We start from the raw sequence: 25,020 nt of genomic DNA on the forward strand, positions 1-25,020 counted from the left end.
CGGGGAAAATGCCAAGCGGGCGCCGGATGGGCGCCCACTTTGTGCCGCAATGTCAGCCGTCGACGCGCTGCGCGGAGTAAACAATCGCGCGCAGGTAGTTACCGCTATCATTCCAGACGTTGAGCACGTTGAAGTTGTGCGTGCCTTCTCCGTAGGGCTGTCCGGCGCGCCAGCCGTTGCGGGCGAGCATGTTGGCAGCGGAGGCGAGCGCGTCCACCGCGGAGTAGGGATCGGCCTTGCCGTCGCCGTTGCCGTCGACCCCGTAGCGGATCCAGTTGCCGGCCAGGAACTGCATGTGGCCAAGCTCGCCGGACGGTCCGCCCTTGGTGGCGGCGGTGATGACGCCGCGGTCGACGAGCTGCAGCGCGGCAATGGCATGCGACTCGAACCGGGGATGGCGCCGGCAGTAGGAGGCGAGCGTCACCGCGCCGCCCACGATGGGCGTCGCACCGAGGTAGCCGCCCCAGCTCGTCTCCAGCCCCCAGATGGTCGCAAGGATGCCAGCGGGCACGCCATAGGCGCGCTCGATCGAGGCGAAGGTATTGGGATTGTTGGCTTTCTTGCGCTTGGCTGCATTGATGAAAGCCTGTGCGGAGCTGCCGGAGCGTTTGGCCAAGAACTGCCCCGGGTCGGCCTGCAGCGTGCCGGTCTGGCTTGAGGGGCGCGACTCGAATCGCCACGTGATGCCCGAAAGCTTGGCCCCGCTGAGCGCCTGCATCCCGCGCTGTCCGATGCCGGCGGCCTGCGCCTCGCGGGCGAGGCCCTGCTTGTAGCCGCCGAAGGCGTTCTGGCTGGTGATGCATTGTGCTGCGCTGACCGCTGTCGCGGCCATGGCGATGGCGCCCGCCACAAGGCTTGCTTTGATCATATGACCCGTCCTCTCCCCGAAGTTCCTGTGCCTTGGCTGGACCTTACCCGAAGCCTGCCGGTGCGGTCAGCCCCGAAATCCTGACTTGTGCGACATCTTGCTAGGGCGGGCTTGGTGAGGGCACAACACTCCGTAACCAATTTTTCAACAATGGCCCAGAATAGGGCCCCTTTGAACAAGCTATTGCCGCATTTCGGTTCAACCATAGCGGTACTCAAGTGCGGGACTGAAGCACGAGGTGATTTTTATGAGTACGGGTAAAGGAAAAAGACTATGGAGCAGATAAAATGGCTAAAGATACACAATTCCCATCCGGGAACCGAAAGCAGGCAGATCGCGTAAAACGGGTTTTTGCCAGTTTTGTCGTCAGCGCCGTCGAAGAAGCGGCTGAGGACGAAAAAATGAACGGAACGGGCGCGGCGGCGATTGCCGACTGGGCCAGATCCAAAGAAGGTCACGAAATCCTGTGCAAGGCCGGGGTCACCCCCTGCCCCGATTGCATCGCAGCGCTGCGCGAGTTGGTCGCGCTTTCTGCGCAGACAGGTCCAAGCTGGTCGCGGCGCCAGGTGTTTTCCCACCTCAGACGCGCGCAGACCGATCACCCGCATGACCATTTACCCGCCGCTCTGGGGATGCGGCACGAGGCGCCGCGCGCGGCCTGACGGGTCAAGACAACAAAGCCACCACTCACACGAAAAAAGCGCCCACCGCATCGGGTGGGCGCCTGTCGGCCAGTCTCAGGGAGAAGAACTTAGCAGCTGTAGTAGAGCTGGAACTCCATCGGGTGCGGGGTGTGCTCGTAGGCCTGGATCTCTTCCATCTTGAGGTCGATGTAGCCCTGGATCTGGTCCTTGGTGAACACATCGCCCGCCAGCAGGAAGTCCATGTCGGCTTCGAGCTCTTCGAGCGCTTCGCGCAGGCTGCCGCAGACCGTCGGGATGCCGGCCAGCTCTTCGGGCGGCAGGTCGTAGAGATCCTTGTCCGACGGATCGCCCGGATCGATCTTGTTCTGGATGCCGTCGAGGCCGGCCATCAGCAGCGCCGCAAAGCACAGGTACGGGTTCGACGACGGGTCGGGGAAACGTGCCTCGACGCGCTTGGCCTTCGGCGATTCGGTCCACGGGATACGCACACAGCCCGACCGGTTGCGCGCGGAATAGGCGCGCAGCACCGGCGCTTCAAAGCCCGGGATCAGACGCTTGTAGCTGTTGGTCGACGGGTTGGTGAACGCGTTGAGCGCCTTGGCGTGCTTGAGCACACCGCCAATGAAATACAGCGCCTCCTGGCTGAGGTCGGCGTATTTGTCGCCGGCAAAGAGCGGCTTGCCGTCTTTCCAGATCGACATGTTGACGTGCATGCCGGTGCCGTTGTCGCCCGCGATCGGCTTGGGCATGAAGGTCGCCGACTTGCCGTAGGCGTGCGCCACGTTGTGGATCACGTACTTGTATTTCTGCAGCTCGTCCGCCTGCTTGGTGAGCGAGTCGAAGATCAGGCCGAGCTCGTGCTGGCACGAGGCCACCTCGTGGTGGTGCTTGTCGACCTTCATGCCGAGGCGCTTCATGGTCGAGAGCATCTCCGAGCGCAGGTCCTGCGCCTCGTCGATCGGGTTGACCGGGAAGTAGCCGCCCTTGACGCCGGGACGGTGGCCCATGTTGCCCATCTCGTACTCGGTGTCGGTGTTCCAGGACGCGTCCGTGGCATCGACTTCGTACGAGACTTTGTTCATCGAGGTCGAGAACTTGACGTCATCAAAGAGGAAGAATTCCGCCTCGGGACCCATGTACGCCACGTCGCCGATGCCGGACGACTTGAGGTAGGCTTCGGCCTTTTGCGCCGTGCCGCGCGGGTCGCGCTCGTAGGCTTCACCAGTGTCCGGCTCGACGATCGAGCAGTGCACGCACAGCGTCTTTTCGGCGTAGAACGGATCGATATAGGCGCTGTCGGTGTCGGGCATCAGCTTCATGTCCGACGCTTCGATCGACTTCCAGCCGGCGATGGACGAGCCGTCGAACATGAACCCCTCGTCGAGGAAATCCGCGTCGACCTGGTCGGACATCACGGTCACGTGCTGCAGCTTGCCGCGCGGGTCGGTGAACCGGATATCGACGTATTCGATGTCCTCGTCCTTGATCATTTTCAAGACGTTGTCTGCACTCATAAGTCTAGGTCCCTGAAGTTAGAAAGGTGGTGCGGTTTGGATGGCGCGCGGTTACAGCGCCTCGGGTCCGGTCTCGCCGGTCCGAATGCGAATGGCCTGGTCCACGGTGGACACAAAGATCTTGCCGTCGCCGATCTTGTCGGTCTTGGCGGCGGCGACGATGGCGTCGAGCGCGCTGTCGACCGCGGTATCGTCCACGACGACCTCGATCTTTACCTTTGGCAGAAAGTCGACGACGTACTCGGCGCCGCGGTAAAGCTCGGTATGGCCTTTTTGTCGGCCAAAGCCCTTGACCTCGAGCACGCTCAGGCCCTGGACGCCGACATCTTGCAGCGCCTCTTTGACTTCATCGAGCTTGAACGGCTTGATAATGGCTTCGATCTTTTTCATGGTTCCTCCGCAGCGTCTGGGATTGCGTGAGACCATCTCGGCACGGTGGCCTCAATTGACGAAGGAATGAGGCGGGGGGAGAGTTCCCCGGAATCGCAGGGGTGAGCCTAAAAAACAGGCCGCTTGCACAATAAATAGTCAGAATTGAATCGACGTGCGGCACATCTGGGCAGAGGTCCCTGCCCTGAGCCTGCACATGGCTGTCTTGAGCCGCGCCAACTCACGCAGCGCCGGCGAGACGATCTGTTGAAAAGCCTACAGCTTTTGGCTGCGAATCTGGTGCGAAAGGGCGCTTGGGATCAGGCGGCGACCGTGCGGCGCACGTCGCAGGCAAGCTCGAGCCCGCCGGCATACATCACGTGGGCCGCGTCGCAGTGCAGTTGGTACACCGTGACCTCCTGCAGGCCCGCGTCGGTGACAAAGCTGCCGTCGATCAGGCGGTGCGCCGGAACCATCGCGCTGTCTGTGCCGTAGAGCGCCCGCGCGCGCCAGTCGCGGATCAGGATTTCCTGGTCCCACGGCACCATCATGTCCTCGTCCGGGCGCGTGTGCCCGAGCGAGCCTGCCGCGATGCGCACCATGCGCACGGTGCTGTGCTCGGCGGTGATGGCGGTGATCGGCACAAAGCCTGCGTCGCGGGTGATGAGGCTGTCGCCAAGCCCGAGGTATTCGACCGGCAGCGCCCCGTCCCGCGTCAGCACGGATGTTCCCATGGCAATCCCGGACATCTGAGCCGCCGTAGCTGCCGCGACGTGTCCTGTCCGCTGATCTTGCGCAATATTGGCCATACCACTGAACCTCCGTAACCCACCGACCTTGATTTTGCTCAAAGCTGTGCCGGTTTTCAGCCAAGACTTAGGCAAATCTTTGGCAATTTTTTCCGCTCGCACCCTAGCCCGGCAGGTGTTAATTCCGCGTAAGCGCGGCTCAGAGGCGTGCGATGCGGGTGTGGCGGAATTGGTAGACGCACCAGATTTAGGTTCTGGCGCCGCGAGGCGTGGGGGTTCGAGTCCCTTCACCCGCACCATTAAATTTGTCCTATCGCCTATCGGCTACTTGAGGACTGGTATGGTGTCCTACCGCCTATCGGCTACTTGAGGACAGGTTTGTGTCCTACCGCCTATCGGCTACTTGAGGACAGGTTTGTGTCCTATCGCCTATCGGCTACTTGAGGACAGGATTTACGTTGCGGCGGCGAACGAAAGCACACATTCAAGTCACCCGCGTACAGGCTCCCTCTCCACACCGTGACCTCTCCTTGTGACCCCTGCGGTCCTTGGCTAAGACGCGCGCAACCTAATGCCGCTGCCAAGGAGCCGCCATGATCCCCCGCTATTCCCGCCCCGACATGGTCGCCATCTGGGAGCCTCAGACCAAGTTCCGCATTTGGTACGAGATCGAGGCGCATGCCTGCGACGCCATGGCCGAGCTGGGCGTGATCCCGCGCGAGAACGCCCAGGCCGTGTGGAAGGCCAAGGACGTGGAGTTTGACGTCGCCCGGATCGACGAGATCGAACGGGAGACCAAGCACGACGTGATCGCCTTTCTCACCCACCTGGCCGAGATCGTGGGCAGCGACGAGGCACGCTTCGTGCACCAGGGGATGACCTCTTCGGACGTGCTCGACACGACCTTCAACGTGCAGCTCGTGCGCGCCGCAGACATCCTGATCGCGGACCTAGAGGGCCTTTTGGCCGCTTTGAAGCGCCGCGCGTACGAGCACAAGGACACGATCCGCATCGGGCGCAGCCATGGCATCCATGCCGAGCCGACGACGATGGGCCTGACCTTTGCCCGCTTCTATGCCGAGATGGACCGCAACCTTAGCCGCATGCGCGACGCGCGGGCCGAGGTGGCCACCGGCGCGATCAGCGGCGCCGTCGGCACCTTTGCCAATATCGACCCCGCCGTCGAAGAGCATGTCTGCGACCAGCTGGGCCTTGTGCCCGAACCGATCAGCACTCAGGTCATCCCCCGCGACCGCCACGCCGCGTTCTTTGCCACGCTGGGCGTGATCGCGAGCAGCGTCGAGAACATCGCCACGGAAATCCGGCACATGCAGCGCACCGAAGTGCTTGAGGCGGCGGAGTTTTTCTCGATGGGCCAAAAAGGCTCCTCGGCGATGCCGCACAAGAAGAACCCGGTCTTGACCGAAAACCTGACGGGTCTGGCGCGACTCGTGCGCATGGCCGTGGTACCGGCGATGGAGAACGTGACGCTCTGGCACGAGCGGGACATCTCGCATTCCTCGGTCGAGCGGAACATCGGGCCGGACGCCACGATCACGCTCGACTTTGCCCTCGTACGGCTGACAGGCGTGATCGACAAGCTGCTCGTCTACCCGCAGAATATGCTCGACAATATGAACAAGTTTCCGGGCCTCGTGATGTCCCAGCGGGTGCTTCTGGCGCTGACGCAAGCGGGCGTGAGCCGTGAGGACGCCTACCGGCTGGTGCAGCGCAACGCGCTCAAGGTCTGGGACCAGCGCACCGATTTCCGCGAAGAGCTGCTGGCCGACGAAGAGGTGCGCGCGGCGCTGAGCGAGGATGAGATCAACGAAAAGTTCGATCTTGGATACCATACCAAGCATGTGGACACGATCTTTGCCCGGGTTTTTCCTGAGGGTTAGATCACCCTACTTAAAAGCGCAGCCCGCTATCCAAAACAGTACCAACACACGTTCACGCGCCGTCCCGGGGTGGCGCGATCGCGCCGCCCATGGGGCGGGTCAGCGCGGCCTGACCGTGCCGGTCAGGCGGGTGCTCAAAGATAAGCGATAACTCGGGGTTCAGCTGGCGCTAGCTTCTCAACCGATCCATCACCCGTGCCAAACTCTGCGGCGCGTACCCCAGCTCGCGCACGCGCAGCTTGGCCGTCATCGACACGTCGTCGGGATGGTCCGGGCCGTCCCGGTCGCGCAGCAGCCGACCAAAGAGGTTGAGCGCGCCCTCCTGCTGGGTGATCGCGGCGCCACCCGCAAGCGGGTCGGCGTTCTCGAGGATGCGCTGCATCCGAGCCTCTTCGAACACCAAACCTTCGCGGCGTGCACCTGCCGCCATCCACAGCGCGACCTCCGACGACAGGCCCGGCACGTTGCCCGCCCCGCCGATGATACGGTGATTGCCGGGGAACCAGACCTGCTGGTAGGGGCGCGCGTCGCCGGTGGCGTCGCCGTTCATCTCGATCAGCTTGTCGTCCCAGAGCGTCGGCGGGTAGAGCTTGCGCCGCTCGTCGAGCGCCACCCCGTGCCGCGCCGCCGCCACCAGCCGCGTCAGGCGCTGATCGTGAAAAGCGTGCTTGCGGTTCACCCGCCGGGCAATCGCGCCAAAGATGCCGGGCAGTCCCATCGCGCCAACCGTGTCCCAAACGCCCAGATATTTGATCCGCAGCACATGGCTCTCGCCATACCCGTTCTTGAGGCGCCAGGCGCGCTCGTCTTCGGACGTGGAAATGTGCGGCGACAGGATCGCGCGGAACTGGTTGCTGTCCCGGGTGTCCGGCTTGGTGTCCGGGTCGCGGCTGCGGTAACGCGCGATGGCGCCGGGGATCGCCCTGAGTTGCGCGCGGTCCGGCAGCCCGGTGGAGCGCAAGAGGCCGCAGAGCGAGCGCGCGGTATAGGCGCCACGGGAAAAGCCGAAGACGTAGATTTCGTCCCCCGGCTCGTAGCAAAAGACGAGGTTGCGGTACGCCTCAACGATGTTCTCGGTCAGCCCCCAGCCGAACGCACCGCCGCCGATCCGGTCGATCACTTGGCTCAGCCTGGTGCTGCCGCGGCCCGACCCGACACCGGGCATGTAGAAGACCTGCTGCTTGACCCCGTCCGGCGCGGTGGGTGCCACGGCTTGCGCCAGCTGCACCACGTTGGTCGGCAGGCGCGCGTCCGAGCGGTTCCAGGTCCCGTCACAAAAGAGCGCGATGCGTTTCACCAAGGCTTCCTTTGCCGGCGTGCTGGTTTATGTGCAGCTGAGGCGCTGCGTGTGGAACTCGTCGGCCCGTAAAGCGTCATATGACAAATGCCTGACGAAGTCTCCTGATCCTGAAAGTAGCCGCATGCCCCGCCTTTGGTCCATCCTGGTCTTGCTCGCCACCGCCGCCTTTGTGGCAGGTCCCTTTCTGACGCCCGGTTTCGGCGGGTTCGAGCCCGGCCAGTTCCCGGTCCCGCAGGAGGATCCGCCCGTCCAGCCGGCGGGGTATGCCTTTGCGATCTGGGGGCTGATCTACACGTGGCTCGCGATCTCGGCGGTGTTTGGCGTGTTTAGCCGCGGCACGGATGTCGATTGGCAGGACTTCCGCCCTGCCCTCTTTGTCAGCCTCGTCGCGGGTGCGGCTTGGCTCTGGGTTGCGACGCTCTCGGTGATTGCGGCGACGCTGCTGATCTGGATCATGCTGGTCTCGGCGCTCGAGGCCCTCTTCAAGACCGGTGCCACGGACCGCTGGCTGCAGCAGGCGCCGGTCGCGATCTATGCCGGCTGGCTGACGGCGGCCTCCTGCGTGTCGGTCGGGCTGGTGCTGGCGGGTTACGGGTTCACCAACCAGATCAACGCCGCGATCATCGCGCTGGTGCTGGCGCTCGTCATTTCGTGCATCGTGCAATACGCGCTGCACCGCGCGCCCGAGTACGGCTATGCGGTCATCTGGGCGCTGGTCGCGGTGATCGTTCAGAACGTGGCCCCGTTCAACATCGTGCTGATCGGCTTGTCGGTGCTCGGCATCCTGGCGCTTCTGGCTTTGAGGCTGACGGATACGGAGTGAGCGAAAAAGAGCCGCCCTTTATCTGATACCCTTGGAACTTAGGTGCACGCGCCGCCCGTTTTGCCGGAGGCAAACCTTTGGCTTGACGGGGGCGGGTCGGCGCGGCCTGACGGTGCCCGTCAGGCGGGCGCTCTGTGATAAGCTGCTGTTCGTCCGGTCAAAAGTGACACCCTAGCTCCCACGCGGCCCGCTCAAGTGCTTGCGTAGCTTTGAGGGACCGGGCGTCTTGCGCCCCTTGTAGGGGTTCTTGTCGCCCTGGCCGCGCAGGGTCAGCCGGATCGGCGTGCCGGGCATGTCGAAGTCCGATCGCAGCCCGTTCACCAGATACCGCTTGTAGCTTTCGGGCATCTTGTCGGGGTGCGAGCACATCACGACAAAGCCCGGCGGCCGCGTCTTGGCCTGCGTCATGTAGCGCAGCTTGATCCGCTTGCCTTGCGGCGCAGGCGGCGGGTGCATCGCGACCATCCCGTCGAGCCAGCGGTTAAGATGCGACGTGGTCACGCGCATGTTCCAGACCCGGTGCGCCTCGAGGATCGCCTTGTGAAGACGGTCGAGCCCGCGTCCGGTCCGCGCCGACACCGTTACCAGAGGCGCGCCTTTGAGCTGTGGGAGGAGCCGCTCGAACCCCTGCTTGAGCTGCTTGAGCTTCTCCTGCCGGTTCTCCTCGATGTCCCACTTGTTGACCGCAACCACGACCGCGCGGCCCTCACGCTCGGCCAGATCGGCGATGCGCAGGTCCTGCTGTTCGAAGGGGATCGCGGCATCGAGGAGGACCACGACGACCTCGGCGAACTTCACCGCGCGCAGACCGTCCGAGACTGACAGCTTTTCCAGCTTGTCCTGCACCTTGGCCTTCTTGCGCATCCCGGCGGTGTCGAAGATGCGCATGGGCGTGCCGTCCCAGTCGATCTTGAGCGAGATGGCATCGCGCGTGATCCCCGCCTCCGGCCCGGTCAGCAGGCGGTCCTCGCCCAGAATGCGGTTGATCAGCGTGGACTTGCCCGCGTTCGGACGGCCCACCACGGCGACTTGAAGAGGGCTTTCAGGGGTGATGAGGGGCGGCTCGGTGTCCTCGTCATCTCCGTCGACATCGACGTCCACACGCGGGCCGGTCTCGACGACCTGCTCGGCGGCGTCCTCGATCAGCGGCGACAAGGCGGCGTGCAGATCGCCCATCCCCTCGCCATGCTCACCAGACAGCGCGATGGGCTCGCCAAGGCCAAGCGAGAACGCCTCGATCACGCCCGCCTCGGAGGCCATGCTTTCGGACTTGTTGGCGGCCAGAAGCACCGTTGCGGCCGACTTACGCAGGATGTCGGCAAAAAGCTCGTCGGTGGGCGTCACCCCCACCCGCGCGTCGATCATGAAGAGGCAGGCGTCGGCCTCGGCCACCGCCCGCTCGGTCAGGCGGCGCATGCGGCCTTGCAGGCTTTCGTCGGTCGCTTCCTCGAGGCCGGCGGTGTCGATCACGGTGAACTGCAGATCTCCGAGCCGCGCCGCGCCCTCCCGCAGGTCACGCGTCACGCCGGGTTGATCATCGACAAGCGCCAGCTTCTTGCCAACCAAGCGGTTGAAAAGCGTGGATTTTCCAACGTTGGGGCGCCCGACGAGGGCAAGGGTAAAGGCCATGGGACTCGCGCCGCTGCAAGGTAAGCTCTCGCCTTACACCAGCCGGTTGTCGGCGGAAAGGCTTAGAAGAGTGGTGTCGGGCGGGTGGCCATAGCAGGAAAGGCTGAGCAACAGCGGTTCACGCGCCGTCCCGCGGGGTGGCGCATCGCGCCGCCCACTTTGCAGAAGGCAAACCTACGGTTTGACGGGGGGCGGGTCATGCCGGAGGCATGCCTTTGGCATGACGCGGCCTGACAGTGCCCGTCAGGCGGGGACTTCGACTTAGGCGTAGGCGTCGGAGGAGCGCTCATCTACCGGAACGCGTGCAGCACCCCATTGCCGGACACGACATAGAGCGTGCCGCCCGCCACCACTGGCGCTGTCGTCGCCCCACCTGGCACTGCGATCTGGCGCAGCGGCTCCCCACTCACCGGATCAAAGAACCGCAGGAAGCCGTCGCCCGAGGCCACGATCAGCGCGCCACCCGCCAGGATCGGCCCATGGTGCTGAAAGATCGCCGCGCGCCGGATCGAGCGCCGCTTGGGCACGAACCCCGGCAGGTTCTGGGTCCACACGACGCTGCCATCGCTGCGGTCGAGCCGCACCAGCTGGTTGAGATCGTTGACCGCAAAGATACTGTCTCCGGCAGGCCAGACCGGCGCGAGCGCGCCCATGGTCTGCGTCCACTCCCGCGCGCCGCTGTCGACATTCAGCGCGACAAGGCGCCCGGCATGGGTGCCGACAAAGACTTGACTGCCCGAGATCACCGGATCCGCCGTCACGTCGTTCACGGTGGCGGGCGCGAACCCGTCGCGCTCTCCCACCACGGCCGCGTTCCAGAGCTGGAACCCGCCCTTTCGGAACGCCGCCTGCACGTCACCCTCGCCATAGGCAAAGAGCACAAGGCTGTCGTTCACCGCCGGCGCCGGCGCGCCCTGCACGTTGTTGATGTCGCTCACCCCGTCGAGCTGCCATCGGATGCGGCCAGTCGCGGTCTCGAGCGCCCAGGCCGTGGTGTCGCCTGCCACGATGTAGACCAGGTCTCCCGACACAAGCGGCGCGCCGGTGGCGGTTGCGCCGAGGCGCTGCTGCCAGATTTCTTCACCGCTGGCGGCATCCAGTGCAGTCAAAGTCCCGTAGGCCGAGGAGACGTAAAGCACGCCGCCTGCCACCGCGAGCTGCCCGCCCGCCGCCTGGCCGGAGCGGTCGCGCTCGGGCGTCATGTCCCGCGACCAGAGCTGCGCGCCCGCGGTCGACGTGGCCACGACCACCGAACCACTGTCCATGGTAAAGACGCGCCCGTCCGCCACGACCGGGTCGGTGATGATGCGCTGCCGCTTGCGGTCCCCGGTCCCTATGTTGGCGCTCCAGAGCGGCTGCGGCGCGCTCGACAAGGCGGCATGCGCCACGCGCGTGGAGGGAGAGCCCGGACGCTGCGCCCAGGCCGCGTTCGATTGCTGGGGCGGCAGCGAGATGCCGCGCGCCGCGTTCTCCGCCGCGCTCAGCAGCCGGGCATTCGGCGCCGGATCCCCGCCCTCGCGGATCGCCTCGCGCTCCCCGGGCAGGATCACTTCGGGCTCCGCACAGGCGCTCAGCAGCAAAAGGCCAAGGGCCGGCACAAGACATGTTGCACTGAGCTTCACCGGAACCTCCTCGTCTGCTCGCCCGATGCGCCACGGCTCTTTGCGGCCGGGCGCGGCATCCTGCGCAACCTGGCTTTCGTCACGTTGCGTCCGTCTCGGACGGCTCGCCGCCCAGGGCCACAATCAACTGGCGCGCGCGTTGACGCAAGCCCTCCGTCGCCTCGGCATCGTCGATCAGGCGGGTGAGGCGCGTGATGGCGCCGTCGGTGTCGCCCTCCTCGACGTCGATCAGGGCAAGCTGCTCCTCGGCCAGCGCGCGGAGCGTGTTGCCGGGGACGGCGAGGTTTTCAAAGCCGATCCGCCGCTCTGCCGCCGGTGTCTCGGTCCCTTGCGCCAGGAGCGCCTTGAAGGCGGCGATCTGGCGGTAGATTTGCGGCAGCTCGCCATTGGAGGCCACGCCGGCCAGTGCGCCGGTCGCAGCCTCCGTCTGGCCGTCCTGCGCCTGCTCGGCGGCAATGAGCAGCTGCAGCATGGCCGACCCGCCGGGCGATCCAGCGTCGATCTCTCCCAAAGCGTCGATGCGCGCCTGCGGCTCGGGGCTGTCGAGCGCGCTCAGGATCTCGTCCCCCAGCGCCTGCGCCGCGGCCTCCGTTTGTGCCTTTTGCCACTCGGACCACGCGGCACCGCCGACGATGCCGAGGATGATGAGCGCCGCAATCCAGCCGTAGCGCTTGAGGTAGCCGTAAAGCCGGTCGCGGCGGACCTCTTCGGTGACCTCTTCGATGAAACTGTCGCTGTCGCTCACGTCCCGGCGCCCTCGTGTCTTTCGGTATCTTGGTTTGCGTTGGTCTGGCCCGCATCGGGCCACACAAACCCGCGTCCTGCGCGGTTTACGCCGCCGCCGCACTGGTGCCAACCCCTGACGCAGATCGGGCACGGTCCAGCCGCAGCCTAGGCAACCTGCCGTTTCGTCAAGCAAAGTGAACCGTTTCGTACAGGAAACGCCTGATTTCGATTGCATTGAGCGGGAATGCGCCTATGTCAGCCGTGGACTGATCCCGCTACCAGCGGCTTGAAAGGCTCTCAAGCATGCGAATTTTCCCGATCCTGACCGCCCTCGTGGTCTCGGCCGTCCTCTATTCCGTGATCCTCGAACGCGACACGCTGCTCGCCCTGGCGCGCGGCGACGAGGTCGATGTGGCCGAGGTCCTCGACGGTCCCGAGCCGGTGGCCCCGGAAACCACTGCCGAGCCGGTCTCGGTTGTCGATGCCGCCACAGGGGCGGCAGCAGATCCGGTGCGGGTGATTGCCCGCGCCTCCACCGCCCGCGAGATCGACAGCGCCGTTGTGCTGCGCGGAGAGACCGCCGCCGTGCGCGAGGTCGATGTGCGCGCCGAGACCACCGGCACGATCGTCTCCGAACCCCTCCGCAAGGGCGCACAGGTGGCCGAGGGCGACTTGCTCTGCCAGATCGACCCCGGCACGCGCGATGTCTCGCTCGAAGAGGCGCTTGCCGCCCTCGCCGAGGCCAACGCCCGCGTGCCGGAGGCGGACGCGCGCCTGCTCGAGGCGCAGGCCGCCCTGCCCGCAGCGCGCGCCCGCGTGGCCGAGGCCAACGCTGCCGTGCCTGCCGCCGAAGCCGCGCTTGCACAGGCCCGCGCGGGCGTTCCCGCTGCCGAGGCGCGCCTGATCGAGGCCGAGGCGCGCGTGCCGGAATCCGAAGCCCGCCTGATCGAAGCCGAAGCCCGCATCCCCGAGGCACAGGCCCGTCTGGCAGAGGCCGCCGCCGGCATCTCCGCCGCCATCTCGCGCCTGTCGGAGGCCGAGGCCGGTATCCCGACGGCAGAGGCGCGCCTGGCCGAGGCCGAGGCCAACATCCCTGCCGCCGAGGCGCGACTGGTCGAGGCGCAAGCGGCCCTGCCCGCAGCCGAGGCGCGCCTGCGCGAGGCGGAAGCGAACATCCCGTCATCTGAGGCCCGTCTTGAAGAGGCCGAAGCGGGGATCACAACTGCCGAGGCCCGCCTCGTCGAAGCGCGCGCCGCTGTCCCAGCCGCCGAAGCGCGCGTTCTGGAGGCTGAGGCACGCGTGCCGGAGGCCGAGGCCCGGCTGATCGAGGCACAGGCCCGCATCGCCGAGGCAGAGATCAACCAGAACGCCGCGACCCGCCTCTCGCAGGGCGGGTTCGCCTCACAGACGCGCGTCGCGAATGCCAACGCCTCCATCGAGGCCGCGCGCGCACAGGAACAAGCCGCCCGCGCCCAGCTGCGCGCCGCCGAGGCCGGCGTGCAATCAGCCAATTCCGCGCTCGAAGGCGCCCGCGCCGGGATCGAGGCCGCCCGCGGCCAGGTCACCAGCGCCCGCGCCGCCGTGCAAAACGCCAAAGGCGGTGTCGAAAGCGCACTCGCCGGCGTGGAAACGGCCAAGAGCCAGGTCGAAAACGCCCGCGCCACCATCGCCTCGGCCAAAGGCCAGGTGCAAAGCGCCATCGCCGCCGTGCAGGCCGCCAAGGGCCAGGTCGAAAGCGCCAAGGCCGGCGTGCAATCGGCCAAGAGCCAGATCGAAGGCGCCCGTGCCGCCGAGCAATCCGCCAAGAGCCAGGTTCAGAACGCCACCGCCGGCGTGCAGACCGCCAAAAGCGGCGTCGAAAACGCCCGCGCCGGGGTCGAAAGCGCCAAGAGCCAGATCGAAGGCGCCCGCGCCTCGGTCCAGTCGGCAACCTCTGGCGTCGAGGGCGCCAAGGCCGCCGTCATCTCTGCCGAGAGCCAGGTCGAGGGCGCCGAAGCCGCGATCCAGGCGGCGCGCAGCGGCATCCAGAACGCGCAATCGGGCATCCAGTCCGCCGAGGCCCGCGTCGCCACCGCCCGCAAGGAAATCGAGCGTCTGGATGTCCACGCGCCCTTCGGCGGCCTTCTGGAAAGTGACACGGCCGAGCTGGGCACGCTGCTCCAACCCGGTGACCTTTGCGCGACGGTGATCCAGCTCGACCCGGTGAAGATCGTCGGGTTCGTGCCCGAGACTGAGCTGAGCCGCGTGCGCCTCGGCGCGCCGGCGCAGGCGACCCTCACGGGCGGCGCGACCGTGCAAGGCACCGTCGACTTTGTCTCGCGCTCCGCCGACAGCACGACCCGCACCTTCCGCGTCGAGGTCGCCGTGTCAAACGCCGACCTTTCGATCCGCGACGGCCAGACCGCCGAGCTCTACATCGCGGCCGAAGGCCAGTCCGCGCACCTGCTGCCGCAATCCGTGCTGACACTGAACGACGATGGCGCGCTTGGCGTGCGGATCGTCGACGCGGGCTCCGAGGCGCTGTTCGTGCCTGTCTCGCTCCTGCGCGACACGGCCGAAGGCGTCTGGCTGACGGGACTGCCGGACAAGGCCGACATCATCCTCGTCGGACAGGAATACGTGATCGACGGAGTGCCCGTCGCCCCCAGCTTTGAAGAGGTCCTGCAATGACCGGTATCGTCGATTGGGCTGCGCAGCGTGCGCGGATGGTGCTCGCGTTCATCGCGCTGTCGCTGGCGGCAGGCGCCTTTGCCTACACGTCCCTGCCAAAGGAAGGAGAGCCGGACATCGAAATCCCGGCTCTTTTCATTTCCGTCCCCTTCCCCGGCATCTCGGCGGCAGACAGCGAGACGCTGCTGCTGAAACCGATTGAGACCGAGCTGAGCGACCTCGACGGTCTGAAAGAGATGACCGGGACAGCTGCCGAGGGCTTTGCCGGTCTGGCGCTCGAATTCGAGTTCGGCTGGGACAAGACCAAGATCATCGCCGACGTGCGCGACGCGATGAACAACGCCGAAGCCGACTTTCCCGATGGGGCAGAGCAATACTCGATCACCGAGATCAACTTTTCCGAATTCCCGATCATCATCGTGAACCTGACCGGCGACGTGCCCGAGCGCACGATGAACCGCATCGCCAAGGACCTGCAGGACGAGATCGAAGGCATGGACGCGGTGCTCGAAGCCTCGCTCGCCGGCAACCGCGACGAGATGCTCGAGGTGCTGATCGATCCGCTGCGGCTCGAAAGTTACAACGTGACCGCCGGCGAACTGATCAACGTCGTGCAGAACAACAACCAGCTGATCGCCGCCGGCGAGGTGGAGACGCGGCAGGGTGCCTTTGCGGTCAAGATCCCCTCCTCCTTCGATGACGCGCGCGACGTCTACGACCTGCCGGTCAAGACCAACGGCGACCGTGTCATCACGCTTGGCGATCTCGCGCGCATCCAGCTGACCTTCGAGGACCGTGCCGGCACCGCCCGGTTCAACGGCGAGACCTCCGTCGCGCTGCAGGTGGTCAAGCGCAAGGGCTTCAATCTCATCGACACCTCTACCGCCGTTAAAGAGGTCGTCGCCGCCCAGCAGGAGACCTGGCCGGACGAGCTGACCGCCGCCGTCACGCTTGGCACCTCCAACGACCAGTCGCGCATCGTCGCCTCCATGGTCAGCCAGCTCGAAGGCTCGGTCCTGACCGCCATCGCGCTGGTGATGATCGTCGTGCTCGCCTCGCTCGGCACGCGCCCGGCGCTGCTGGTGGGCTTTGCCATCCCGACCTCGTTCCTGTTGTGCTTTGTCCTGCTGGCGGTCATGGGCATCACGGTCTCGAACATCGTGATGTTCGGCCTCATCCTCGCCGTGGGCATGCTCGTCGACGGCGCCATCGTCGTCGTGGAATACGCCGACAAGCGGATGAAGGAAGGCGTCGGCCCGATGCAGGCCTACGTGGACGCGGCCAAGCGCATGTTCTGGCCGATCGTGTCGTCCACTGCAACCACGCTCTGCGCCTTCCTGCCGATGCTCTTCTGGCCCGGCGTGCCCGGTGAGTTCATGGGGATGCTGCCGGTCACGCTGATCTTCGTCCTTTCGGCCTCGCTGGTCGTGGCGCTGGTCTACCTGCCCGTGATGGGCGGCGTGACGGGGCGCTTTTCGCGCGGGCTCGAGGGCGCCTCGGCCTTTGTGAAACGGCTCCTGCCCTGGTGGATCGCGCGCGCGGCGCTGGTCGTGGCGGCGATCTTTCTGACCTACGTGGGCGCCCGTGCCGTGCTGGCGCCCCAGTGGCTTTTTGGCGCGGAGAGCGTGCCCGAGGGCAACCTTGCCTGGATCATCCCGACGCTCCTCTTTTTCGCCGGCGCCATCCTGTCGTCCATCGCCATCGGCGCCGCGCGCATCGAGCGCCGCGAGAAAAAGGTCAAAGCCGGCTACCGCCGCAGCCTCTTTGGCCATTTCATCAACTTCATCGCCGGCAACCCGATCATGCCGATCGTCAGCATCGTCGCCGTCGGTTTCTTTGTCGTGAGCGTCTTCAGCTACTTTGGCGAGAACAACTACGGCGTCGAATTCTTCGTCGAGAGCGAGACCGAACAGGCCATCGTCTACGTGCAGGCGCGCGGCAACCTCTCGCTGGAGGAAAAGGACGCGCTCCTCAAACGCGCCGAGCGGATCGTCCTGTCGCACCCCGGCATCGACAACGCCTTCTCCTTTGCTGGCGAGGGCGGGCTGAACGCCAACACCGGCGGCACCGAGGCGCCGGGGGACACGATCGGGCAAATCCAGCTCGAGACCATCCCATGGGAGCAACGCCCCGGACGCGCTGACCTCGACGGCGACGTGGTCGTCGCCGAGATCGAAGAGCAGCTCGCCGAGATCCCCGGCATCCAGACCGAGATCCTCGCCCTCGCCGGCGGGCCCGGCGCCGGCAAACCCGTGCATCTTCGCCTGACCGGCGACAATTGGGAGGACCTGATCGAGGGGACCGCCCGCGCGCGCGCCGTCTTCGACGCGACCCCCGGCCTGACGCTGATCGAGGACACCCGCCCCCTGCCCGGAATCGACTGGCAGATCGACGTGGACGTCGAAAAGGCCGGCCGTTACGGCGCCGACGTGGCCACCGTGGGCGCGATGGTGCAGCTCGTCACGCGCGGTATCCTGCTCGACACGATGCGCGTCGACAGCTCGGATGAAGAGATCGAAATCCGCGTGCGCCTACCCGAAGAGGACCGGGTCCTCTCGACCCTCGACACCTTGCGCGTGCGCACGGCGGATGGCCTCATTCCGCTCTCGAACTTCATCACGCGCCAGCCCGTCGCCAAACTCGCCGAGATCAACCGCGTCGATCAACAGCGCTACTTCGACGTCAAAGCGGACATCCTGCCCGGCGTTCTGACCTTCGTGACCGGATCGGGCGACGAGGCACGCCTTATCGGCTACGGCACCGAAAACGAAGACGCGCCCGACTCGCTCTCCATCGGCGAGCGCAGCTATGACGTGACCGGCCTCGCGGACGGCGCCACACGCGCCGAACTCAGCGAGCTTGCCGCCTCCGAAGAGCTGCGCGCCGTGCCGCTCACCGCCAACGAGCGTATCGTAGAGCTGACCAAATGGCTCGACACCGATCCTCTCCCGACCGGCATCGCCTTCGAGTGGACGGGCGATCAGGAGGAGCAAGCCGAAAGCCAGGCATTCCTCTCCTCGGCCTTTGCCGCGGCCCTGGGCCTGATGTTCATCATCCTGCTGGCGCAGTTCAACTCGTTCTACAACGCCGCGCTGGTGCTTTTGGCGGTGGTGCTGTCGACGACGGGCGTGCTGATCGGGATGCTCGTGATGCAGCAACCCTTCTCGATCATCATGACGGGCACAGGGATCGTCGCGCTTGCCGGGATCGTGGTGAACAACAACATCGTGCTAATCGACACCTATCAGGAGTATAGCCAGTACATGCCGCGCATCCAGGCGATCGTGCGCACCACCGAGGCGCGCATTCGCCCGGTGCTGCTGACGACGATCACCACGATGGCGGGCCTGACGCCGATGATGTTCGGGCTGTCGCTCGACTTTGGCGCGGGCGGCTTCTCGGTCGATTCGCCCACTGCCCTCTGGTGGAAGCAGCTGGCGACGGCGGTCGTCTTCGGCCTCGGGATCGCGACGGTGCTGACGCTGGTCTTTACACCGTCGATGCTGGCGCTGCGCGTCTGGATCAGCACTTACGCGCTGGCTCTGGCCCGGCTGTTGGGCCGGCTCTCGATGCCGCGCTCGAGCCAGGTCGCGCGCGACTGGGCGCAGCGCCGTCAGGCCCGCAAGACCAAGGCGCCGCAGATCATCTGGGACGACCCCGCGGGCGATGTCGAAGACGAGCCGGCGGACGTCACACGCCAGACCGAGTTCGTCTTCCCCGGTCCGGTCAAAGCCGCCGAATGATTCGGCAGACCCCACGATTCGTGCAGCCATTGGGTTCCGAATCGTGGACAGTCCCTCTACAGTCCACCAGTGTTTCGATGTCTGCTATCAATGTTGTCGAAAATTTGACGTGATCAAGAAACGCGCGCCTTAGTGGCGTAGTGATATTATGGAGTGAGATCATGGACCAGGTTAGCACTACACCTTGGGGGTGGAATACGGGCGGTGGCATTACCATCGTACCGGTCGACACTGGCTACTGCTCGACGCAAGCGTGCGCTGCCGTGCCGGAAATCGATGCGTCGATGGGCGCCCTCGCCATCGCAGCCGTGCTTGCGCTGACCGCGCTGGCATGGGAAATCAAGCGCCGCCGCAGCGTCTGATTTCATTTAGTTCGCGTCACGCCTGAAGAAGGCGTGCCGCCAAAGGCGTGGCCCGCGGGACGGGGCCACGCCTTTTTCTTTGCGAGGCGGTCTTCTCTCAATACGCAGATCAAAGCCAAAAGCGCGCGCATAATAGCGGGTGACCCGAAACGTGATTCCCAATAGCCTAAATCAAAGCGCCCGCCTGACAGGCACTGTAAGGCCGCGCCAACCCGCCCCCGTCAAACCGAAGGTTTGCCTCCGGCAAAACGGGCGGCGCGATTGCGCCACCCCGCGGGACGTCGCGTGCACGTCCGTTCCGGTTGGATCAGATTGATGACCAGCTGCCTTAGATCAACGTCCAGTCACCCGACATCGCCGCTACCGCCGCGATCAGGATGTTTGCCACTGCGTGCGAGACGATCGGGTCGATGAGTTTGCCGCGGCGCAGATACACCAGCGAAAAGATCAGACCCGCCAGCCCCGCCTCGATCCAACGCCCATGCAGTGCGGCAAATCCCACGGTCGAAACTGCGATGAGGCCAAGCCTCAAAGCAAGACCGCCCGTGTCGAAGCGGCCGATGATGTAGCCGCGAAAGAAGGTCTCCTCGGCGATCGGCACAAGAATGCCGGTGCCGATCACGCGGATGGCGATCCAGAGCGCGCCGAGCAGCCCGGTGACTTCTGCCGCGCCAGGCCCCTCGCCCGCTTCGGCAAAGTAGAGCCAGAACGCCCCAACCACGGCACCGGAGAGATAAGCCAGCGGATCGGGCTTGGCCACAAACGCCATGAGGTCGCGGCGGTAGACAAAGATCGCCAGCGTCATCGCCGCCGCCGTCAGCGGATAGCCTAGAGCCGGGTCTTCGAACACCGCCTGCACCAGCATACCGCCGGCCATGAATGCGATGAACGGCACGATCAGCGCCTCGACCCGCGTCTCGCTCTCGTACGCGGAGACGGGAGCACGCACAGCTTCGGCACCGCGCGCCTTCAAGAGGAACGTCCAGTTGTGCGCGACCCAAAGGACGCCCGCCACCAGACACAGGAAAAAGAGCCAGCCGGCAAAGCTGTGAAATCCGTTGACCGCAAGCTCGGGCGATTGCCACGCGCCGATCAGGATCAGCGCGGTGATCCGCAGCGCATTGAGGCCCCAGCTCGCCAAAAGCGCCAGCGGCCAGAGCACCGCCCAGAACCGCCCCTGCTGCAGGTCCGCGCGAAAGAGGATGGCGTAAAGCACCATGAACCCGGTGATCAGCGCCAGCCCCTCGATCCCCGAACACTGGCTCGCGACCAGCACAACAAAGTCGTCGAATCCGATCATCGCCGCTTCGTAGTTGACGAGGATCGTGCCCGGAAACCAGCTCAAGAGGTAGATCACCGTGTTAAACGTCGCCTGCGCGAGCACATCGACGGACCAGAGCGGGCCCAAAAGGTCGACCACATCCGGCACCAGGAACGCCGGAACCGACAGCGCCAGAAGCGGCAGGCCAAAGGCACTAAGCCACCCCGCCCAGGCGCGCGCCGGCGCCATCGCCAAAAGCCCTCCGACCAGCATCGCGGCGCCACCAGCGGCAAGCGCGGGCAGCACACGGCCAAAGGCGGCATTCATCTCGCCCTGCGGGATCAGCACCAGTGGCGCAAAAGCCACCATAACGCCCGCCAGATGCACCAAAGTCCAAGGCAAAGCGCCGCCCTGCGCCACGACCCGGCCAAAGGCCGCACGCGCGGCAGGCCGCGCCCAGAGGAAAACGCCAACTGCCATCGCGACGCACACCAGCCGGATGAGGCTGCTGCGCAGCCCGCGGCACGCGCTCTCATACGCGGTCAGCTGACACTCGATCGGCGTGACGACCTGATAGGCCACGACAAGCGCGATGAGCTCGGCCGCAAAGAGCCCGGTCCACCAAAGCCCGCGCGACGACGTCATATGAAGCGTCCTTTCCATAGCGGCCGTGCGTGACCCAAAAACATGGCGTCTTCGTGACCAGACTAGGGAGAGTCCATAGCACGGCTCACGCCACGTCGTCGCGCTCCTGCAGGTGCCAGAGCTGCGCGTACCGCCCGTCGCGCGCCAAAAGCGCGGCGTGGCCGCCGGTCTCGATCACCTCACCCTCCTGCAGCACGACGATCTTGTCCGCGTCCGCGATGGTCGACAAGCGGTGCGCGATGGTGATGACGGTGCGCCCCTCGGCGGCGGTGTCGAGCGCGTCCTGGATCTCGTGCTCCGTCTCGGTGTCGAGCGCGGAGGTCGCCTCGTCCAGGAGCAGGATCGGCGGGTCCTTGAGCAACGTGCGGGCGATGCCGACGCGCTGTTTCTCGCCGCCCGACAGCTTGAGCCCACGTTCGCCCACGGGCGTGTCATACCCCTCGGGCAGGCTGGTGATGAAGTCGTGGATTTGAGCGGCGCGCGCAGCGGCCACGATGTCCTCTTCGGTGGCGTCCGCCCGGCCGTAGGCGATGTTGTACCGGATCGTGTCGTTAAAGAGCACGGTGTCCTGAGGGACCACGCCGATGGCCTCGTGCAGCGAGGTCTGGGTGACGGCGCGCAGGTCCTGGCCGTCGATGCGGATCGCGCCGCCGTTCACGTCATAAAACCGAAAAAGGAGCCGCCCGATGGTCGACTTGCCGGAGCCCGACGGGCCGACAATCGCGACCGTCTGCCCCGCGGGCACATCGAGCGTCACGCCCCGCAGGATCGGACGCGCGGGGTCGTAGCCAAACGCCACCTCGTCGAGCGTCACGCGTCCTCCGCGCACCTCGAGCGGGCGCGCATCGGGGGCGTCGCGCACCTCGGCGGGCTGCTCGAGCAGGTCGAACATCTCGCCCATGTCCACCAGCGCCTGCCGAATCTCGCGGTAGACCGTGCCGAGAAAGTTCAGCGGCATGGTGATCTGGATCATGTAGCTGTTGACGATGACAAAATCGCCGACGCTCAGCGTGCCGTTCTGCACGCCGATGGCGGCCATGACCATCACCACCACCAGCCCCGATGTGATCAGGAACGACTGGCCGAAGTTGAGGAACGCGAGAGAGTAAGACGTCTTGAGCGCGGCGCGCTCGTAGCCGGCCATGGCCATGTCGTAGCGCTCTGCCTCGCGGGCCTCGGCGCTGAAATACTTGACCGTCTCGTAGTTGAGGAGGCTGTCGATCGCCTTTTGGTTGGCGTCGGTGTCCTGGTCGTTCATCTCGCGGCGCAGCTTCACGCGCCACTCGGTCACCGCAAAGGTGAACCAGACGTAAAGCGCGATGGTGACGGCGACGACCAGGAGATACCAGGGGTCGAAATAGAAAAAGAGCACGCCGCCGATCAGCAAGAGCTCGAGGATGAGCGGGCCGATGGAAAAGAGCAGGAAGCGGAGCAGGAACTCGACGCCTTTGACCCCGCGCTCGATGATGCGGCTGAGCCCGCCGGTCTTGCGCGTGATGTGATAGCGCATCGAGAGGGCGTGGATGTGGCTGAACGTCTCGAACGCGAGCTTGCGCAGCGCGCGCTGTGCCACGGGGGCAAAGATCACGTCGCGCAGCTGCTGAAAGCCGTTGGTCATCAGGCGCGCCACGCCATAGGCGATCGTCAGACCGACAGCGCCCAGCACCAGGTCCGACACGCCGTCCTCGGCCAGCGCATCGACGGCGCGGCCCTGCAGCATGGGCGTGCCGACGGCGATCACCTTGGAGAGAAGCAGCGCCAGCATCGCAAAGACGACGCGGCGCCGTACGGCGGGCGAGTCTTCCGGCCAGAGATAGGGGATGACCTTACGGATCGTCCGCCAGCCCGAGCGGCGTTCGTCCTCGGCAGTGCGCGCGGGCTTGGCGTCGCTCACTCGGGCACCGTGAAGACCTGGCCTGGGTAAATCAAGTCAGGGTTTCGGATCCGGTCGCGGTTGGCCTCGAACACCTTGACGTACTGCGCGCCTGCACCGTAGCGCGTCTGCGCAATCGCCCAGAGCGTTGCGCCGGGCTGGACGGTGACGGCGGTGATCGGCGCGGCGGCGGCGGCCACTTGCTCGGCTGCGCGTTCGAGGGCGGCCTCGCTTTCGCGTTTGAAGGGCGTTTCGACCCGGCTCACCACGTCGCCGGTTGCATCGACCGCGTCCACGCGCAGCGTGTAGACGCCGGTGTCGATGTCCGGCAGGTCGACTGCCCAGCTGCCGTCCTCGCGGATGCGCGACGTCGTGATTGCGCCGTTGTCGAGGTAGACCCGCACAAAGCCGCCTTCGGTGCCACGTCCAGCCAGCGCCACGTCACCAGCCTCCGAATAGCTGATCGTGTCGAGCGCGAGCGGGGCCGGCATCTCGGGGCTTGGCGTAGGCGCTTCGGGCGCCTGGAGCAGGCGCACTCCGTCGCGGCTCGACAGAAACACGGTCGGCGCCTGAGGCGCGGCGGGCGCAGGCGAGGTCAGCGCCTGCGGCGCGCGCGGCGTGCCAGGCGAGACAATCGGAGCTTGCGAGACAGCCGCCCCCGCATCGCCAAAGCTCTGCGGCATTTGCGGCGCGGGTTCTGCCCGTCCAGCCACCAGCGGCGCGGAGGGCGTCGCAACGGGTGGCTCTGTTTGGATTGGCGCTTGCGGTTCGGTGGTAGCTACTTCCGTCGTTGGTTCAAGTGCAGGTGCAGCGGCAGCTGTGTCACGTTCCGTGTCTGCGACAACAGACACTTGCGGCGCTACCGCAACCTCTTCGGTTGGTGTGACCACCGTCTCCGAAACCTTGGTATCCGCCGTGTCCGTTGCAACCTCTGGGTCGTCACGCGTGATCCTTGTCTCGGCCACTTGATCCGGCGCTTCGGATGCCACCTCGGCACCTTCCTCCACCGGCGCGGCGTCAGCCCGCGCGATCTCTTCCACCGCAGGCTTCACTGCCACAGGTGCGGCGGCGATGATGACCTGATCCTCGGACGTCACGCGCGTGCCCGCGACATCGGCATCGAGCGTCAGGACCTGCGCCTCTTCGGATTGCTCGATGGTCAGGAAGGCCACGAACTTGCCCGACCCGTCCGCTTCGGCCTGCGCGATTTCCGCGCCGTCGACGGCCAGCGACACCGTTGCGCCCGGCGCAGCCGAGCCGGCGATCAACGCGGTGCCGTCGGCCTCCACCCGCACCAAGTCGAATGCCGGTGCGCCATCCGGGTCTGTCGGCGCCTCGGCGGTGTCCTGCGACGCGGGCTCAGATGGCTGGACCTCTGGATCGGCCAAAGCCACATCCGTCCCCCCGGCATCTGCCGAAGCTGGCCCATCCTCCACAGGCGCCGTTGCAACCGGTGCCGAGGCCGTCACGCTGGACGGCGCCGCGGTCTCCGGCTCGCGCGGCGGCAAGAGCCCGGTCGCAGCGAGCCCGCCGGCCACAAGGCCCGCACCGAGCGTGAACAGCAAAACGGGTTTCCCCGCCAAAGAAGACAACAAACCGGCCATGTTAACCCAGACCCCCCGGGGCGCGCACTTTGGCGCTTTTAGCAACGCGCGTGTCAATTGCCAACGCGGCTGCTATGTTTGGCCCTGAATTCGCATCAATTCCGTCCCGAGAGGCCCTTCATGCCCGCTTTGTCCGTCTGCGTCTTTTGTGGCGCGCGCTCCGGCACCGATCCGCGATTCGAGGAGGCGGCGGAGGCGACCGGCCGGATGCTCGCCCAGTCGGGCGCGCGGCTGGTCTTTGGCGCCGGCGATGTGGGGCTGATGGGCACCGTGAGCGCGGCCTGCACCGCGGCGGGCGGACGCACGCTTGGGGTGATCCCCACGCACCTCGTCCCGCGCGAGCGCGAGGGTCGCGTGCCCGAAGGCCATCTGGTCACCGAAACGATGCACGAGCGCAAAAAGGTGATGTTCATGAACGCCGACGCCGTGCTGCTCTTGCCCGGCGGGGCGGGCTCGCTCGACGAGATCTTCGAGGTGCTGACCTGGCGCCAGATCGGCCTGCACGCCAAGCCGATCTTGGTGCTCAACGTGGCCGGCTTCTGGGACCCGCTGCTGGCGCTGATCGAACATGTGATCGCGCATGGCTTTGCCGATCAAAGCCTGCGGGACATGATCACCGTCGCGGCGGACGTCGGAAGCCTGGGCCACGCGCTCTCCGCCATCGGGGATGGGTGAGATCACCCATCCTACATGCGCGCCGGTCACGTAGGATGGGTG

The 25,020-nt window shown here is 65.9% G+C and carries 18 protein-coding genes and 1 tRNA gene; 8 read left to right on the top strand and 11 right to left on the bottom strand.

Annotation, left to right across the window (positions count from 1 at the left end):
* Positions 1-52 precede the first annotated feature (52 nt).
* The gene (locus ACU0B3_RS11145; protein ID WP_446260926.1) at positions 53-868 is read right to left on the bottom strand and encodes a lytic murein transglycosylase; all 816 of its coding nucleotides are present in this window, start codon (positions 866-868) and stop codon (positions 53-55) included.
* A 287-nt stretch (positions 869-1,155) separates the two neighbouring features.
* Between ACU0B3_RS11145 and ACU0B3_RS11150 the strand changes: the two genes are divergently transcribed.
* Complete coding sequence (locus ACU0B3_RS11150) at positions 1,156-1,530, top strand: DUF6280 family protein (RefSeq protein WP_446260927.1); 375 nt, start codon at positions 1,156-1,158, stop codon at positions 1,528-1,530.
* Between the two features lie 89 nt (positions 1,531-1,619).
* Here the strand turns inward: ACU0B3_RS11150 and glnA are convergent, their stop codons facing one another.
* The 3 genes from glnA to ACU0B3_RS11165 form a co-directional block, all read right to left on the bottom strand.
* Positions 1,620-3,026, bottom strand: a complete 1,407-nt coding sequence (glnA, locus tag ACU0B3_RS11155; protein WP_446260928.1) for a type I glutamate--ammonia ligase — start codon at positions 3,024-3,026, stop codon at positions 1,620-1,622.
* Positions 3,027-3,077: 51 nt separating this feature from the next.
* Complete coding sequence (locus ACU0B3_RS11160) at positions 3,078-3,416, bottom strand: P-II family nitrogen regulator (RefSeq protein ID WP_446260929.1); 339 nt, start codon at positions 3,414-3,416, stop codon at positions 3,078-3,080.
* A gap of 299 nt (positions 3,417-3,715) precedes the next feature.
* Positions 3,716-4,144, bottom strand: coding sequence for a Hint domain-containing protein (locus ACU0B3_RS11165; protein ID WP_446260930.1), 429 nt, complete (start codon positions 4,142-4,144; stop codon positions 3,716-3,718).
* 214 nt (positions 4,145-4,358) lie between these two features.
* Here ACU0B3_RS11165 and ACU0B3_RS11170 point away from each other — a divergent pair.
* Positions 4,359-4,443, top strand: a tRNA-Leu gene (locus tag ACU0B3_RS11170).
* A gap of 294 nt (positions 4,444-4,737) precedes the next feature.
* Positions 4,738-6,045 carry an adenylosuccinate lyase gene (gene purB / locus ACU0B3_RS11175; RefSeq protein ID WP_446260931.1) on the top strand — a complete coding sequence of 436 codons (1,308 nt, stop codon included), beginning with the start codon at positions 4,738-4,740 and terminating at the stop codon, positions 6,043-6,045.
* Between the two features lie 169 nt (positions 6,046-6,214).
* Here the strand turns inward: purB and ACU0B3_RS11180 are convergent, their stop codons facing one another.
* A complete protein-coding gene (locus ACU0B3_RS11180; protein ID WP_446260932.1) occupies positions 6,215-7,342 on the bottom strand; it encodes a DUF2235 domain-containing protein in 1,128 nt (375 codons plus the stop codon).
* A 124-nt stretch (positions 7,343-7,466) separates the two neighbouring features.
* Between ACU0B3_RS11180 and ACU0B3_RS11185 the strand changes: the two genes are divergently transcribed.
* Positions 7,467-8,168, top strand: a complete 702-nt coding sequence (locus tag ACU0B3_RS11185) for a hypothetical protein (RefSeq protein ID WP_446260933.1) — start codon at positions 7,467-7,469, stop codon at positions 8,166-8,168.
* Between the two features lie 171 nt (positions 8,169-8,339).
* Here ACU0B3_RS11185 and der read toward each other — a convergent pair whose 3' ends face one another.
* The 3 genes from der to ACU0B3_RS11200 all read right to left on the bottom strand — a co-directional run bounded on the left by der (position 8,340) and on the right by ACU0B3_RS11200 (position 12,164).
* The gene (der, locus tag ACU0B3_RS11190) at positions 8,340-9,797 is read right to left on the bottom strand and encodes a ribosome biogenesis GTPase Der (RefSeq protein WP_446260934.1); all 1,458 of its coding nucleotides are present in this window, start codon (positions 9,795-9,797) and stop codon (positions 8,340-8,342) included.
* Positions 9,798-10,087: 290 nt separating this feature from the next.
* The gene (locus tag ACU0B3_RS11195) at positions 10,088-11,419 is read right to left on the bottom strand and encodes an outer membrane protein assembly factor BamB family protein (protein ID WP_446260935.1); all 1,332 of its coding nucleotides are present in this window, start codon (positions 11,417-11,419) and stop codon (positions 10,088-10,090) included.
* 79 nt (positions 11,420-11,498) lie between these two features.
* The gene (locus ACU0B3_RS11200) at positions 11,499-12,164 is read right to left on the bottom strand and encodes a tetratricopeptide repeat protein (protein WP_446260936.1); all 666 of its coding nucleotides are present in this window, start codon (positions 12,162-12,164) and stop codon (positions 11,499-11,501) included.
* Positions 12,165-12,448: 284 nt separating this feature from the next.
* Here ACU0B3_RS11200 and ACU0B3_RS11205 point away from each other — a divergent pair, with 284 nt between their 5' ends.
* The 3 genes from ACU0B3_RS11205 to ACU0B3_RS11215 all read left to right on the top strand — a co-directional run bounded on the left by ACU0B3_RS11205 (position 12,449) and on the right by ACU0B3_RS11215 (position 18,920).
* Positions 12,449-14,815 (top strand): efflux RND transporter periplasmic adaptor subunit, encoded by a 2,367-nt coding sequence (locus tag ACU0B3_RS11205; protein ID WP_446260937.1) that lies wholly within the window; start codon positions 12,449-12,451, stop codon positions 14,813-14,815.
* Complete coding sequence (locus ACU0B3_RS11210) at positions 14,812-18,558, top strand: efflux RND transporter permease subunit (RefSeq protein ID WP_446260938.1); 3,747 nt, start codon at positions 14,812-14,814, stop codon at positions 18,556-18,558. Before ACU0B3_RS11205 ends, ACU0B3_RS11210 begins: the two co-directional genes overlap by 4 nt.
* A 161-nt stretch (positions 18,559-18,719) precedes the next feature.
* Complete coding sequence (locus ACU0B3_RS11215) at positions 18,720-18,920, top strand: VPEID-CTERM sorting domain-containing protein (RefSeq protein ID WP_446260939.1); 201 nt, start codon at positions 18,720-18,722, stop codon at positions 18,918-18,920.
* A 328-nt stretch (positions 18,921-19,248) separates the two neighbouring features.
* On the opposite strand, the gene xrtE is transcribed toward ACU0B3_RS11215, so the two are convergent.
* The 3 genes from xrtE to ACU0B3_RS11230 form a co-directional block, all read right to left on the bottom strand.
* A complete protein-coding gene (xrtE, locus tag ACU0B3_RS11220; RefSeq protein WP_446260940.1) occupies positions 19,249-20,826 on the bottom strand; it encodes an exosortase E/protease, VPEID-CTERM system in 1,578 nt (525 codons plus the stop codon).
* An 85-nt stretch (positions 20,827-20,911) separates the two neighbouring features.
* Positions 20,912-22,720 (bottom strand): ABCB family ABC transporter ATP-binding protein/permease, encoded by a 1,809-nt coding sequence (locus ACU0B3_RS11225; RefSeq protein ID WP_446260941.1) that lies wholly within the window; start codon positions 22,718-22,720, stop codon positions 20,912-20,914.
* Positions 22,717-24,264, bottom strand: a complete 1,548-nt coding sequence (locus tag ACU0B3_RS11230; RefSeq protein ID WP_446260942.1) for a LysM peptidoglycan-binding domain-containing protein — start codon at positions 24,262-24,264, stop codon at positions 22,717-22,719. The genes ACU0B3_RS11225 and ACU0B3_RS11230 overlap by 4 nt, the downstream gene beginning before the upstream one ends.
* A 159-nt stretch (positions 24,265-24,423) precedes the next feature.
* Between ACU0B3_RS11230 and ACU0B3_RS11235 the strand changes: the two genes are divergently transcribed.
* Entirely contained in the window at positions 24,424-24,978 is a 555-nt protein-coding gene (locus ACU0B3_RS11235) for an LOG family protein (protein ID WP_446260943.1), read from the top strand.
* The last annotated feature ends 42 nt before the right edge of the window (positions 24,979-25,020 follow it).

The sequence above is a fragment of the Pseudaestuariivita sp. genome (assembly GCF_052825805.1).

Bases quoted from the DNA above. Each gene is read 5' to 3' on its own strand.
- ACU0B3_RS11210 (WP_446260938.1), top strand. From the start codon at position 14,812: ATGACCGGTATCGTCGATTGGGCTGCGCAGCGTGCGCGGATGGTGCTC.
- ACU0B3_RS11205 (WP_446260937.1), top strand. From the start codon at position 12,449: ATGCGAATTTTCCCGATCCTGACCGCCCTCGTGGTCTCGGCCGTCCTC.
- ACU0B3_RS11185 (WP_446260933.1), top strand. From the start codon at position 7,467: ATGCCCCGCCTTTGGTCCATCCTGGTCTTGCTCGCCACCGCCGCCTTT.
- ACU0B3_RS11235 (WP_446260943.1), top strand. From the start codon at position 24,424: ATGCCCGCTTTGTCCGTCTGCGTCTTTTGTGGCGCGCGCTCCGGCACC.
- glnA (WP_446260928.1), bottom strand. From the start codon at position 3,026: ATGAGTGCAGACAACGTCTTGAAAATGATCAAGGACGAGGACATCGAA.
- ACU0B3_RS11150 (WP_446260927.1), top strand. From the start codon at position 1,156: ATGGCTAAAGATACACAATTCCCATCCGGGAACCGAAAGCAGGCAGAT.
- purB (WP_446260931.1), top strand. From the start codon at position 4,738: ATGATCCCCCGCTATTCCCGCCCCGACATGGTCGCCATCTGGGAGCCT.
- ACU0B3_RS11160 (WP_446260929.1), bottom strand. From the start codon at position 3,416: ATGAAAAAGATCGAAGCCATTATCAAGCCGTTCAAGCTCGATGAAGTC.
- xrtE (WP_446260940.1), bottom strand. From the start codon at position 20,826: ATGACGTCGTCGCGCGGGCTTTGGTGGACCGGGCTCTTTGCGGCCGAG.
- ACU0B3_RS11215 (WP_446260939.1), top strand. From the start codon at position 18,720: ATGGACCAGGTTAGCACTACACCTTGGGGGTGGAATACGGGCGGTGGC.
- der (WP_446260934.1), bottom strand. From the start codon at position 9,797: ATGGCCTTTACCCTTGCCCTCGTCGGGCGCCCCAACGTTGGAAAATCC.
- ACU0B3_RS11165 (WP_446260930.1), bottom strand. From the start codon at position 4,144: ATGTCCGGGATTGCCATGGGAACATCCGTGCTGACGCGGGACGGGGCG.
- ACU0B3_RS11145 (WP_446260926.1), bottom strand. From the start codon at position 868: ATGATCAAAGCAAGCCTTGTGGCGGGCGCCATCGCCATGGCCGCGACA.